This window comes from Klebsiella sp. 141198 (assembly GCF_050600785.1).
Taxonomy (GTDB): domain Bacteria; phylum Pseudomonadota; class Gammaproteobacteria; order Enterobacterales; family Enterobacteriaceae; genus Klebsiella; species Klebsiella aerogenes.
Map to the genome: position 1 here is coordinate 55,823 of NZ_JAQIRM010000006.1, position 12,472 is coordinate 68,294.

The following is a 12,472-nucleotide window of genomic DNA, read 5'->3' on the forward strand; positions in this document are numbered from 1 at the left end:
TCAGTAGAGTACAGAGTTGTTTTATTGATCCTGCAAAGAGAATATGCGCTCCATCGACACCCATTTTTCGCCTGCCGGCGTCCAGGGGGTGGGAACCTGGTATTGCCACATCAGCGCTTCCCAGCGCTGAATGACCGGGTGGTTCAGGCTGTGTTGAGCAAAGCGTTCGCCATCGAAATCCCCGGCGACCTCCATCACCATAAACAGCCGCGTGCCGAGCCGGTAAATCTCCATATCCAGCACGCCATGGTCGCGTAGATGCCCGGCGACTTCCGGCCAGATACGTTCATGCAGACGCTGGTATTCGGCAATTTTCTGCGCCGAATCGACTAAATCCAGCGCCTGACACAGCCGCCGCGCGGCGCTCATGACAGCGCCCTGTCGAGATGCAAATACCCGCCGTCCACCGACAGCCACTGCCCGGTAGTGTGCGACGCGCGCGAGGAGATAAGAAACACCACGGTATTGGCGATCTCTTCCGGCGTGGTCATGCGTTTGCCCAGCGGAATGCGTTGGTTAATCGCCGCCATCTGCCGCTGTGGATCGGGGAAGGTATTTATCCAGCGCTGGTACTGCGGCGTCAGCACTTCCGCCGGCACCACCGCGTTAACCCGCACGCCGCTCTCGCGCAGCGATACCGCCCATTCACGGGTTAATGCCAGCACTGCCCCTTTCGCCGCGGTATAGCCGCTGGTGCCGCCCTGGCCGCTGAGCGCGGTTTTCGAGGCGATATTGACGATAGCGCCCCGCGCCGCCTCCAGCGCCTCGCGGCACAGGTGGGCCATCTGGTAGTAGTGGATCAGGTTTTTCTCAAGCGATCCGAGAAACGCCTCACGCCCGGCCTCAAGCCCTACGCCATCGTTCACTCCAGCGTTATTCACCAGCGCATCAATGCGGCCAAAGCGCGCCAGCACCTGGCCTACCGCCGCGGCACATTCAGCCTCCTGGCACAGGTCGGCGATAATCAGCTCACTTTGCGGCGCGATTTGCTTCAGCCCATCCATAAACCCCTGCTCTGGCTGGGCATTAGTGACGATGACCGGCACCGCGCCCTCTTCCGCCAGCAGTTGCGTCACGGCCGCGCCGATCCCCGAGCCGCCGCCGGTGACGATAACCACTTTGTCTTTAAGAAATAGATCCACGCTTCGCCTCCGTTAAACCATAAACCCGACAGGCAGTGCCGCCCCAGATAGCTGACCGCTGCGTTTCCGTCAGCGGGGCCAGCGCCGTTTCGCACAGCTGGTAAACCTGGTGGTACTCCGCCGCCAGCAGGCATACCGGCCAGTCGGAACCAAACATCAGCCGCTGCGGGCCAAACAACTCCAGCGCGGCGTCGAAGAAAGGCAGCAGTTGCTGCTCGGTCCAGCATCCGCGCCCGGCTTCGGTCACCAGGCCGGAAAGTTTGCCCACCACATGCGGTAATGCGGCCAGCGGCCTCGCCTGTTCGGCCCAGTGGGCCGCGCCGCGCGCGATATCCGGCTTGCCGAAATGGTCGAGTACCAGCCAGTGATCATCGTGGCGGGCGGCAAAGCGTGCCGCCGCCGCGAGATGATGATGGGTAACCAGTAGATCCCAGCTATAGCCGCGTTGCTGTAGTCGCCGCATGCCGCGGGAGACCGCCTCGCGCTCAAGCCACGCTGCCGGGTCGGCTTCATCCTGCACCTGATGGCGCAACCCGCACAGCTGGTCGCGCCACTGCGTCAGCTTGTCCTCGAGATCCGCGGCGGTAATATCCAGCCAGCCCACCACGCCGCATACGCCAACCGCCTGAGAAACCTGCGCCACCAGCCAGGCGGTTTCGTTTTCGTCATGACGCGCCTGCACCACCACCGCGCCATCGAGCCGGTGCTGTGCCAGCAGCGGCTGGAGCTGCGGGGGGTAAAAATCCCGGCGCAGTTGCGGCATGTCGTCATCAATCCACGGGTAATCCTGTGGCTGATAGCGCCAGTAGTGGTGGTGGGCATCAATGCGCAACATGCGCTTCTCCACGGTAGCGGTACTGCTCGATAGAAGCCTGATGCATTTCAATCGAGTAGCCCGGCGCCTGCGGCGGCATATAAGCTGCGCCGCGGATTTCGCAAGGGTGCAGGAAGTGCTCGTGCAGATGGTCGACAAACTCGATCACCCGCCCTTCATGGGTACCGGCGATGCACAGGTAGTCAATCATCGACAGGTGCTGGACGTATTCGCACAGTCCGACGCCGCCGGCGTGCGGGCAAACCGGCAGGTTGTACTTCGCCGCCATCAGCATCACCGCCAGCACTTCGTTGACGCCGCCTAACCGGCAGGCATCGATCTGCACCACGTCAATCGCGCCGCGCATAATGAACTGTTTGAACATAATCCGGTTCTGGCACATCTCGCCGGTGGCGACCTTCACCGCGCCGATGTTCTCGCGGATCTTGCGGTGACCTTCGATATCATCCGGGCTGGTCGGCTCTTCGATAAACCACGGGTTGGCGAAGGCCAGCGCTTTGACCCATGGAATCGCGGCATCCACTTCCCATACTTGGTTGGCGTCAATCATCAGTTTCCGCTCGGGGCCAATCACTTCACGGGCAATGCGCACGCGGCGGATATCATCTTCAATATCGCGCCCAACCTTCAGCTTGATATGCGAGAAACCGGCGTCCACCGCCTGCTGACAAAGACGACGCAGTTTGTCATCACCGTAACCCAGCCAGCCCGCTGACGTGGTGTAACACGGATAACCCTGCGCCTGTAGCTGTTCAAGCCGCTGGGCTTTACCCTCCTCACGGCTTTCCAGCAGGCGCAGCGCCTCCTCCGGGGTAATGCAGTCGGTGATGTAGCGAAAATCAATGCAGCGCACCAGCTCGGCCGGGCTCATATCGGCAACCAGTCGCCAGACCGGTTTGCCTTCGGCCTTCGCCCACAGATCCCACACTGCATTGACCACCGCGCCGGTCGCCAGGTGAATCGCCCCTTTGTCCGGGCCAATCCAGCGCAGCTGGCTATCGCTGGTAAAGCGCCGCCAGAAGGCGCCCATATCGGCGGCGATCGTCTCGAGTTGCTCGCCGACGATTAAATGCTCCAGCGCCTGAATCGCCGCGCAGCAAATTTCGTTGCCGCGGCCAATGGTGAAGGTCAACCCGTGACCGGTGAGCTGCGGATTGTCGGTTTCGAGGATCACGTAGGCGGCGGAGTAATCCGGGTCGGGATTCATCGCATCGGAGCCGTCCAACTGCTGCGAGGTGGGAAAGCGGATATCCTCTACCCGCAGGGCGGTAATTTGCGTCATTGTTTGTCCTCCACGGTCAGCTGCTGCTGTTCGCCCAACCCTTCAATGCCCAGACGGATAGTCTGGCCGGCGCGTAGATAGACCGGCTGCGGTTTCTGGCCCATACCCACCCCCGGCGGCGTGCCGGTAGAGATGACATCGCCCGGCTGCAGGCTCATAAAGCGGCTCAGGTAGCTGATGATATAGGGCACTTTGAAAATCATGGTGCGAGTGTTGCCGTCCTGATAGCGTTTGCCGTCAACCTCCAGCCACAGGTTAAGGGAGTTAGGGTCGGGTATTTCATCGGCGGTCACCAGCCAGGGGCCGGTCGGCCCGAACGTGTCGCAGCCTTTGCCTTTATCCCAGGTGCCGCCGCGCTCGATTTGATACTCACGTTCGGAGACGTCATTAATCACGCAGTAGCCAGCAACGTGCTGCATGGCGTCGCGCTCGTCGATATAGCGCCCGCCTTTACCAATCACCACCCCTAACTCGACTTCCCAGTCGGTCTTTTGCGAACCACGCGGGATAATCACGTTGTCGTTCGGCCCGACCACCGCGCTGGTCCACTTGCTGAATACCACCGGTTCCTGCGGAATATCGGCGCCGGTCTCTGCGGCGTGATCGGCATAGTTCAGGCCGATGCAGATAAATTTACCGATACCGCCAACGCAGGCGCCGATACGCGGATTGCCTTCAACCAGCGGCAGGCTGTAGAGATCCAGCTGGCGCAGACGCGCCAGACTCTCCGGCAGCAGCGCGTCGCCGCGCAGATCGGTCACATAGTTCGATAGGTCGCGCAGGCGGCCGTCGTTGTCGAGTACGCCCGGACGCTCGCTGCCGGGATTGCCAAAACGGAGTAATTTCATGCGTTTTCCTGATAGTGAAATAAAGCGCCGCGCGGTTAGTTGCTCCAGCCGCCGTCAATAATCTGTACCGTACCGGTGGTGTAGGCGCTGGCGTCGGAAGCCAGATACAGCGCCAGCTGGGCGATCTCTTCCGGCTTGCCAATGCGGCCAATAGGCTGGCGGGCGACAAACGCCTCATAAACCGCCTCTTCGCTCAACCCTTGTTCGCGAGCCTGCTCGGCAATACGTCCACGCAGCGAAGGTGAATCGACGGTGCCCGGACAAATCGCATTACAACGAATGCCCTGGGTGACGAAATCTGCGGCGACCGAGCGGGTCAGGCCAATGACCGCCGCTTTACTGGCGCTGTAGGCGAAGCGGTTTGGTACCCCTTTCACGCTGGAAGCCACCGATGACATGTTGATAATCGAGCCGCCGCCGCGGGCGATCATCGCCGGCAAAAAGGCGCGAATCGTGTGGAACATGGCGGTGACATTCAGATCGAGAGCGAACTGCCACTCCCGCTCGCTACATTCAAGAATGCTGCCGCTATGCACCACCCCGGCGCAGTTGAACAAGACATCCAGCGGGCCCAGCGTTTCCGCAGCGGCGGCAATGGCGTCGGCGCGGGTGACATCCAGCTGCAGCGGCTGTACGCCGGGGATATCGCTCAATCCGGCAATGTTGATATCGCTGGCAATCACTTCCGCGCCAGCGGCGGCAAATAGCCGCGCGCAGCTGTTGCCAATCCCCTGCCCTGCGGCGGTAATCAGAACGCGTTTTCCGGTTAGTTCCATTTCTCTCCCCTGGTCTAAAGGACTAATGGTCAGGCCATTGATGGTAGTCAAAGGCCTGACCTTTCGCATGACAAGTCAGGCATAACCCGCTATCGTGAAGCTTAGATGTTGCAAAAACGGCCACAAACGGCACATTGGTTAACCAATTAATTACACTCGACTAACAAACACTCAAGTGTGCTGGCCAATATTTGTGCGCTTTATCACTGTCTATCGCATGAGCAAAGGTGAAACATGCCGATTACCAGACTGGAAAACCCAAGGATTTACAGACAGATAGCAGACCAACTCAAGCGATTAATTGAGAACAACGAATTTCCGCCCGGCAGTCGTCTCCCGTCTGAGCGAGATTTAGCCCAGCAGTTGAACGTCAGCCGCGCATCGGTACGTGAAGCGCTGATTGCGCTGGAGGTGATTGGCCTGGTGGACGTGCGCGTCGGCAACGGGGTAATCGTCAAATCGCAGACGCCGCTCGCCGCCACCAAAGAGCCGGTGATGGCGCAGGCCGGTCGCGACCAGTGGACGGAGATCGACGACGAACTCAACATAGACCTCGATTTTAACGCCGAACTACCGCCATTTTCTCTGCTGCAGGCGCGTCTGTTAATAGAACCGGAAACCGCCGCGCTGGCGGCGCGCCATGCCAGCCCCGAGGAGCTGGCCGCTATCCGCGAGGCCTTTGAACAGAACTGTCGCGATAACCGTGCCGGTTCAACCACCCATCCCGGCGATCGCCTGTTCCATATCCGTATCGCTCAGGCCAGCGGTAACCCGGCGTACGCGTTTATCATCGGCCACCTACTCGGCCACCGCTACGGCAGTATGTTCCGCATGCTGCAGCGCCACTATACGCCGGACGATATGCCGCATCGCTCGGAACAAGAGCATCGCGCGATCCTTGAAGCCATTGAGACCCACGACGTCCGTGCGGCAAAGAAAGCAATGAAAAATCATATTGATCAGGTGATTACCATTTTTACCCGCAGCCAGTAGCCGCGATTTCTTCGCCCACCGCTTTACCTTGCCGAAACGGCTGGTTAAGGTACGGCGGGACGAGATTATTTTGGATGAACCACAGATGAAAACGCCGCTGATCACCCGTGAAGGGTATGAAAAACTGAAGCAAGAGATGGATTACTTGTGGCGTACAGAGCGCCCGGAAGTCACCAAGAAAGTGACCTGGGCGGCGAGTCTTGGCGACCGCAGCGAAAACGCCGATTATCAGTACAATAAAAAGCGCCTGCGCGAAATTGACCGCCGGGTGCGTTATCTCACCAAGTGTCTGGAAAATCTCAAAATCGTCGATTATTCCCCGCAGCAGGAAGGCAAAGTGTTCTTCGGCGCGTGGGTGGAAATCGAGAACGACGATGGCGATACCAAGCGCTTTCGCATTGTCGGCTACGATGAAATCTTCGGCCGCAAAGACTATATCTCTATCGATTCGCCAATGGCGCGCGCCTTACTAAAGAAAGAGGTGGGCGACCTGGCTATCGTTAACACTCCGGCGGGCGAAGCCAGCTGGTACGTCAATGAAATTGAATACGTGAAATAGCGCCGGAACATTCCGAGAGAACCCGGTCGCGGCTGGCATTTTAGCCTGTCACCCCGTATAACTATCCCCTGATTTTTGACCCTAATGATGAATAAAACCGATGATGAATGATTCGCTCTGCCGCATTATTGCGGGTGAACTTCAGGCCAGAGCCGAACAGGTAGAAGCTGCCGTTCGCCTGCTTGATGAAGGGAACACCGTGCCGTTTATTGCACGTTATCGTAAGGAAGTCACCGGCGGTCTGGATGACACGCAGCTGCGTAATCTGGAAACTCGCCTCGGGTATCTGCGCGAACTGGAAGACCGCCGCCAGGCGATCCTCAAATCGATCGGCGAACAGGGCAAGCTCAACGAAGCGCTGGAAAAAGCCATCAACGCCACCCTCAGCAAAACCGAGCTCGAAGACCTCTACCTGCCGTACAAACCCAAACGCCGCACCCGTGGGCAAATCGCTATTGAAGCCGGTCTCGAACCGCTGGCCGATCTGCTGTGGAATGAGCCTTCCCACGATCCGGAAACCGAAGCGGCAAACTATATCGATGCCGATAAAGGCGTGGCGGATAGTAAAGCCGCTCTCGACGGCGCGCGCTATATTCTGATGGAGCGTTTCGCGGAAGACGCCGCCCTGCTGGCGAAGGTGCGTGATTATCTGTGGAAAAACGCCCACCTGGTGGCCAGCGTCGTCAGCGGCAAGGAAGAAGAAGGCGCTAAATTCCGCGATTACTTCGACCACCATGAACCGATCGCTTCCGTGCCGTCGCACCGCGCGCTAGCGATGTTCCGCGGGCGCAATGAGGGCGTGCTGCAGCTGTCGCTCAACGCCGACCCGCAGTTTGACGAGCCGCCGAAAGAGAGCCACTGCGAGCAGATCATTATCGATCATCTCGGCCTGCGCCTGAATAATGCCCCGGCGGACAGCTGGCGCAAAGGCGTCGTCAGTTGGACCTGGCGCATCAAGGTGCTGATGCACCTCGAAACCGAATTAATGGGCACCGTGCGCGAACGCGCGGAAGACGAAGCGATTAACGTATTCGCCCGTAACCTCCATGACCTGCTGATGGCCGCGCCTGCCGGCCTGCGCGCCACCATGGGGCTCGATCCGGGCCTGCGTACCGGCGTAAAAGTGGCGGTAGTCGACGGCACCGGCAAACTGGTGGCCACCGATACCATCTACCCGCACACCGGCCAGGCGGCTAAAGCCGCCGTCGTCGTGGCGGCGCTGTGCGAGAAACATAACGTTGAGCTGGTGGCTATCGGCAACGGTACCGCTTCGCGCGAGACCGAGCGTTTCTTCCTCGACGTGCAAAAACAGTTCCCGAAAGTAACCGCCCAGAAAGTGATCGTCAGCGAAGCCGGCGCATCGGTCTACTCGGCTTCCGAACTGGCGGCGCAGGAGTTCCCGGACCTCGACGTTTCCCTACGCGGCGCGGTCTCTATCGCCCGCCGTCTGCAGGATCCGCTGGCCGAGCTGGTGAAAATCGATCCGAAATCAATCGGCGTCGGTCAGTATCAGCATGACGTTAGTCAGACGCAGCTGGCGCGTAAGCTGGATGCGGTGGTGGAAGACTGCGTTAACGCCGTCGGCGTTGACCTTAACACCGCCTCGGTGGCGCTGTTAACCCGCGTTGCCGGCCTGACCCGCATGATGGCGCAGAATATCGTCGCCTGGCGCGACGAGAACGGCCAGTTCCATAACCGCCAGCAGTTGCTGAAAGTAAGCCGTCTGGGGCCGAAAGCCTTTGAGCAGTGCGCAGGCTTCCTGCGTATTAACCACGGCGATAACCCGCTGGACGCCTCAACCGTTCACCCGGAAGCCTACCCGGTGGTCGAGCGTATTCTGGCCGCAACCCAGCAGGCGCTGAAAGATCTGATGGGCAACAGCAGCGAGCTGCGCAACCTGAAAGCCTCTGATTTTACCGATGATAAGTTCGGCGTGCCGACGGTATCCGATATCATCAAAGAGCTGGAAAAACCGGGCCGCGATCCGCGCCCTGAGTTTAAAACCGCCCAGTTCGCCGACGGCGTTGAGACGATGAACGACCTGCTGCCGGGGATGATTCTGGAAGGCGCGGTCACCAACGTTACCAACTTTGGCGCCTTCGTCGATATCGGCGTGCACCAGGATGGCCTGGTCCATATCTCTTCGCTGTCGAATAAGTTCGTTGAAGACCCGCATACCGTGGTCAAAGCGGGCGATATCGTCAAAGTGAAGGTGATGGAAGTGGACCTGCCGCGTAAACGCATCGCGTTAACGATGCGCCTGGATGAACAACCGGGCGACAGCAACGCGCGCCGCGGCGGCGGCAACGATCGCCCGCAGGGTAACCGCCCGGCGGCAAAAGCGGCGAAGCCGCGCGGTCGCGATGCTCAGCCAGCCGGCAACAGCGCGATGATGGATGCGCTGGCCGCCGCGATGGGCAAAAAACGCTAATCCTTCCCTGCCCCTCTATACGAGGGGCAATTTTCCGCTTTTTAATGCCTGAGCCTCGATTAATATATTCCAGTAACCTTTCAATAAGTTCGAAATTTATAAAGTTTCATTCTGTTAACCAATGAAACCTTTATTAAACATTAAGTGAAGAAATTAATTTTTCCCTTATTTTTGACTACAGCAGCGTTCTTGCGTCATATCAAAAAATAAGCAAATTCCCAGGAAAACCGCATTTATTATCCTTGTCATGTATTGATGATACAAACCATTCTCATTATCATCGTTATCAGTTAAATTTTATTCTTCTTCGTTGGCTATAGCCCCCAGCGCCGCTTTAACCGCCGCGTATGGAAATTCTCTTTTCGGTTAGCGATAACAAGTAGGCCCTATGCAATTCACTCCTGATAGTGTGTGGAAAATCACCGGTTTTTCCCGCGATATTAGCCCGGCTTATCGGCAGAAACTGCTCTCCCTGGGAATGTTGCCCGGCTCTTCGTTTCATGTCGTACGCGTGGCGCCGCTGGGCGATCCTATTCATATTGAGACCCGGCGCGTGAGCCTGGTATTACGTAAAAAAGACCTCGCGTTAATTGAACTGGAAGCGGTTGCGCAATAACACCTGACCCAGCACTAAGAGTCTGAAAAAATGAAAAAATTAACCGTTGGTTTAATTGGTAATCCTAATTCCGGCAAAACAACGTTATTTAATCAACTAACCGGCGCGCGCCAGCGGGTGGGTAACTGGGCGGGGGTCACCGTTGAGCGTAAAGAAGGCGCCTTCACCACCACCGACCACCAGGTCACCCTGGTCGACCTGCCGGGCACCTATTCGCTGACCACCATCTCCTCGCAGACGTCGCTCGACGAACAGATTGCCTGTCACTATATTCTCAGCGGCGATGCCGACCTGCTGATTAACGTCATCGACGCCTCGAACCTGGAACGGAACCTCTATCTGACTCTGCAGCTGCTGGAGTTGGGTATTCCCTGCGTCGTCGCGCTAAACATGCTCGATATTGCCGAAAAGCAGCAAATCCGCATCGACGTCGACGCGTTAGCGGCCCGTCTCGGTTGCCCGGTGATACCGCTGGTCTCCACCCGCGGCCGCGGTATCGAAGCGCTAAAAATGGCGCTTGACCGCCATGAGAAAAATCAGCCGCTGGAACTGGTGCACTATCCGCAATCCCTGCAACGCGAAGCCGATATGCTGGCGCAGGCGATGCCTGCTGATATGCCGCTGCGTCAGCGCCGCTGGCTGGGGCTGCAGATGCTGGAAGGCGATATTTATAGCCGCGCCTTCGCCGGCAACGCCGCCGACAAACTCGATCTGGCGCTGGCCAACCTGAGCGGCGAGATGGACGATCCGGCACTGTATATCGCCGATGCCCGCTATCAAAGTATCGCCGCGGTATGCGATGCCGTCAGTAACACCCTGACCGCAGAGCCGAGCCGCTTCACCACGGCGATGGATAAAATTATCCTTAACCGCTTCCTCGGCTTACCGATCTTCCTGTTCGTGATGTACCTGATGTTCCTGCTGGCTATCAACATCGGCGGCGCCCTGCAGCCGATTTTCGACGCCGGTTCGGTGGCTATCTTCATTCACGGCATCCAGTGGCTGGGCTACACCCTGCACTTCCCGGACTGGCTGACCGTATTCCTCGCGCAAGGGCTGGGCGGCGGTATCAATACCGTGCTGCCGCTGGTGCCGCAAATCGGCATGATGTACCTGTTCCTCTCTTTCCTTGAGGACTCCGGGTATATGGCGCGCGCGGCCTTCGTGATGGACCGCCTGATGCAGGCGTTAGGCCTGCCGGGGAAATCCTTCGTGCCGCTGATCGTCGGTTTCGGCTGTAACGTGCCTTCGGTAATGGGCGCCCGTACGCTGGATGCGCCACGTGAACGGCTAATGACCATCATGATGGCGCCATTTATGTCCTGCGGCGCGCGACTGGCGATTTTCGCGGTCTTCGCCGCTGCCTTCTTCGGGCAGAACGGCGCGCTGGCGGTCTTCTCACTGTACGTGCTGGGCATCGTGATGGCGATCCTCACCGGCCTGATGCTCAAATACACCATTATGCGCGGCGAAGCCTCGCCGTTTGTGATGGAGCTGCCGGTGTATCACGTACCGCACATCAAGAGCCTGGTTATCCAGACCTGGCAGCGCCTGAAAGGCTTCGTCCTGCGCGCCGGTAAGGTGATTGTCATCGTCAGTATTTTCCTCAGCGCGCTGAACAGCTTCTCGCTCAGCGGCAAAGTGGTCGATAACATCAACGACTCGGCGCTGGCTTCGGTCAGCCGGGTGATTACCCCGGTGTTTAAGCCCATTGGCGTGCACGAAGATAACTGGCAGGCAACCGTCGGCCTGTTTACCGGCGCGATGGCGAAAGAAGTGGTGGTCGGTACGCTGAATACCCTCTACACCGCGGAAGATATCCAGAATGAAGAGTTTAACCCACAGGAGTTTAGCCTTGGCGACGAGCTGTTAGCCGCCGTCGATGAAACCTGGCAGGGGCTGAAAGACACCTTTAGCCTGAGCGTGCTGGCGAACCCGATTGAAGCAAGCAAAGGCGATGGCGAAATGGAAACCGGCGCAATGGGCGTGATGGGCAGTAAATTCGGCAGCGCCGCCGCCGCGTACAGCTACCTGATCTTCGTCCTGCTCTATATTCCATGCATTTCCGTGATGGGGGCGATTGCCCGTGAGTCCAGCCGCGGTTGGATGATGTTCTCGGTGCTGTGGGGGTTGAATATCGCCTACTCGCTATCAACGCTGTACTACCAGACCGTGAGCTTTAGCCAGCACCCGCGCTACAGCCTGGTGTGTATTCTGGCGGTGATTCTGTTTAACGTCGTGGTCTTTGGCCTGCTGCGTCGGGCGCGGAGCCGGGTAGACGTTTCGCTGCTGGCGACGCGTAAAACCCCGACTTCTTGCTGCCAGAGTCCGGCCGGCGACTGCCACTAAGGAGCAATCATCATGGCATCGTTAATTGACGTTCGCGATATGTTGGCCCTGCAGGGGCGAATGGAAGCCGCACAGCTGAGCGCCCGCCTGCATACGCCGCGACCGCTGATCGACGCCATGTTGAGCCGCCTGGAAGCGATGGGGAAAGTCGTCAGAAAGACCGAAGATGCCGATGGCTGCCTTTCAGGCAGCTGTAAAAGCTGCCCTGAAGGGAAAGCCTGCCTGCGGGAGTGGTGGTCTTTGCGCTGAATAGACATCCCGGATGGCGGCGCGTTGCGCCGTATCCGGGCTACCCAACGACGTTGAGCTGGAGCCCTGCCAGGTTGCGCCTGGCAGGGAAAATCGGGCTTACTTATACACGTCGGCGTTCGCGTGAACCGTCTTCTCGTTCTTCTCGCCGGCAATCACCACGAAGTACTTACCACCCAACTCATCCGCTTTCTTCGACAGATCGCGCTTCGCGTCCATCGGCGACGTGGTACGGGAAGTCGTGATGCTACCGACCTTGGTCAGATTCATCTTCGCGACTTCATCTTTCTGGATCTCTTTCGCCGCGAACGCGCCAAAAGAGAGGGAGCCAATCACCAGAGATGCAACAATACCTGTAACAAGTTTCATAGCCTTTACTCTCCATAAGGTTG

At 58.4% G+C, this 12,472-nt stretch carries 13 protein-coding genes; 6 read left to right on the forward strand and 7 right to left on the reverse strand.

Annotated elements, in window-relative coordinates; genetic code table 11:
* Nucleotides 1–21 precede the first annotated feature (21 nt).
* The 6 genes from PGR10_RS19795 to PGR10_RS19820 are packed head-to-tail and all read right to left on the reverse strand — an operon-like array spanning nucleotide 22 to nucleotide 4,883.
* Nucleotides 22–369: an L-rhamnose mutarotase gene (locus PGR10_RS19795; protein ID WP_087859067.1), complete on the reverse strand. Its 348-nt coding sequence runs from the start codon at nucleotides 367–369 to the stop codon at nucleotides 22–24.
* Nucleotides 366–1,142: an SDR family oxidoreductase gene (locus PGR10_RS19800; protein WP_087859066.1), complete on the reverse strand. Its 777-nt coding sequence runs from the start codon at nucleotides 1,140–1,142 to the stop codon at nucleotides 366–368. The genes PGR10_RS19795 and PGR10_RS19800 overlap by 4 nt, the downstream gene beginning before the upstream one ends.
* Nucleotides 1,126–1,977, reverse strand: a complete 852-nt coding sequence (locus PGR10_RS19805; protein WP_213794133.1) for an amidohydrolase family protein — start codon at nucleotides 1,975–1,977, stop codon at nucleotides 1,126–1,128. Before PGR10_RS19805 ends, PGR10_RS19800 begins: the two co-directional genes overlap by 17 nt.
* Entirely contained in the window at nucleotides 1,964–3,259 is a 1,296-nt protein-coding gene (locus PGR10_RS19810; RefSeq protein WP_087859064.1) for an L-fuconate dehydratase, read from the reverse strand. The genes PGR10_RS19805 and PGR10_RS19810 overlap by 14 nt, the downstream gene beginning before the upstream one ends.
* Nucleotides 3,256–4,107, reverse strand: coding sequence for a fumarylacetoacetate hydrolase family protein (locus tag PGR10_RS19815; protein WP_087859063.1), 852 nt, complete (start codon nucleotides 4,105–4,107; stop codon nucleotides 3,256–3,258). Before PGR10_RS19815 ends, PGR10_RS19810 begins: the two co-directional genes overlap by 4 nt.
* 35 nt (nucleotides 4,108–4,142) lie before the next feature.
* Nucleotides 4,143–4,883 carry an SDR family oxidoreductase gene (locus PGR10_RS19820; protein ID WP_015703673.1) on the reverse strand — a complete coding sequence of 247 codons (741 nt, stop codon included), beginning with the start codon at nucleotides 4,881–4,883 and terminating at the stop codon, nucleotides 4,143–4,145.
* 234 nt (nucleotides 4,884–5,117) lie between these two features.
* Between PGR10_RS19820 and PGR10_RS19825 the strand changes: the two genes are divergently transcribed.
* The 6 genes from PGR10_RS19825 (at nucleotide 5,118) to feoC (ending at nucleotide 12,080) form a co-directional block, all read left to right on the forward strand.
* Entirely contained in the window at nucleotides 5,118–5,876 is a 759-nt protein-coding gene (locus PGR10_RS19825) for a FadR/GntR family transcriptional regulator (RefSeq protein WP_430923980.1), read from the forward strand.
* Nucleotides 5,877–5,961: 85 nt separating this feature from the next.
* On the forward strand, nucleotides 5,962–6,435 hold the full coding sequence (gene greB / locus PGR10_RS19830) for a transcription elongation factor GreB (RefSeq protein WP_015703675.1): 474 nt from the start codon (nucleotides 5,962–5,964) through the stop codon (nucleotides 6,433–6,435).
* A 100-nt stretch (nucleotides 6,436–6,535) separates the two neighbouring features.
* On the forward strand, nucleotides 6,536–8,866 hold the full coding sequence (locus PGR10_RS19835; protein WP_047065870.1) for a Tex family protein: 2,331 nt from the start codon (nucleotides 6,536–6,538) through the stop codon (nucleotides 8,864–8,866).
* A 388-nt stretch (nucleotides 8,867–9,254) separates the two neighbouring features.
* Entirely contained in the window at nucleotides 9,255–9,482 is a 228-nt protein-coding gene (gene feoA / locus PGR10_RS19840; protein ID WP_087859061.1) for a ferrous iron transporter A, read from the forward strand.
* Nucleotides 9,483–9,512: 30 nt separating this feature from the next.
* Nucleotides 9,513–11,831 (forward strand): Fe(2+) transporter permease subunit FeoB, encoded by a 2,319-nt coding sequence (gene feoB, locus PGR10_RS19845; RefSeq protein WP_087859060.1) that lies wholly within the window; start codon nucleotides 9,513–9,515, stop codon nucleotides 11,829–11,831.
* 12 nt (nucleotides 11,832–11,843) lie between these two features.
* Complete coding sequence (gene feoC / locus PGR10_RS19850) at nucleotides 11,844–12,080, forward strand: [Fe-S]-dependent transcriptional repressor FeoC (RefSeq protein ID WP_430923981.1); 237 nt, start codon at nucleotides 11,844–11,846, stop codon at nucleotides 12,078–12,080.
* 99 nt (nucleotides 12,081–12,179) lie between these two features.
* On the opposite strand, the gene PGR10_RS19855 is transcribed toward feoC, so the two are convergent.
* Nucleotides 12,180–12,449, reverse strand: a complete 270-nt coding sequence (locus PGR10_RS19855; RefSeq protein ID WP_015369359.1) for a YdgH/BhsA/McbA-like domain containing protein — start codon at nucleotides 12,447–12,449, stop codon at nucleotides 12,180–12,182.
* Nucleotides 12,450–12,472 lie beyond the last annotated feature (23 nt).

Coding starts and splice junctions, on each gene's coding strand:
- PGR10_RS19795 (WP_087859067.1), bottom strand. CDS start 369: ATGAGCGCCGCGCGGCGGCTGTGTCAGGCGCTGGATTTAGTCGATTCG.
- PGR10_RS19805 (WP_213794133.1), bottom strand. CDS start 1,977: ATGTTGCGCATTGATGCCCACCACCACTACTGGCGCTATCAGCCACAG.
- PGR10_RS19810 (WP_087859064.1), bottom strand. CDS start 3,259: ATGACGCAAATTACCGCCCTGCGGGTAGAGGATATCCGCTTTCCCACC.
- PGR10_RS19815 (WP_087859063.1), bottom strand. CDS start 4,107: ATGAAATTACTCCGTTTTGGCAATCCCGGCAGCGAGCGTCCGGGCGTA.
- PGR10_RS19820 (WP_015703673.1), bottom strand. CDS start 4,883: ATGGAACTAACCGGAAAACGCGTTCTGATTACCGCCGCAGGGCAGGGG.
- PGR10_RS19825 (WP_430923980.1), top strand. CDS start 5,118: ATGCCGATTACCAGACTGGAAAACCCAAGGATTTACAGACAGATAGCA.
- greB (WP_015703675.1), top strand. CDS start 5,962: ATGAAAACGCCGCTGATCACCCGTGAAGGGTATGAAAAACTGAAGCAA.
- PGR10_RS19835 (WP_047065870.1), top strand. CDS start 6,536: ATGATGAATGATTCGCTCTGCCGCATTATTGCGGGTGAACTTCAGGCC.
- feoA (WP_087859061.1), top strand. CDS start 9,255: ATGCAATTCACTCCTGATAGTGTGTGGAAAATCACCGGTTTTTCCCGC.
- feoB (WP_087859060.1), top strand. CDS start 9,513: ATGAAAAAATTAACCGTTGGTTTAATTGGTAATCCTAATTCCGGCAAA.
- feoC (WP_430923981.1), top strand. CDS start 11,844: ATGGCATCGTTAATTGACGTTCGCGATATGTTGGCCCTGCAGGGGCGA.
- PGR10_RS19855 (WP_015369359.1), bottom strand. CDS start 12,449: ATGAAACTTGTTACAGGTATTGTTGCATCTCTGGTGATTGGCTCCCTC.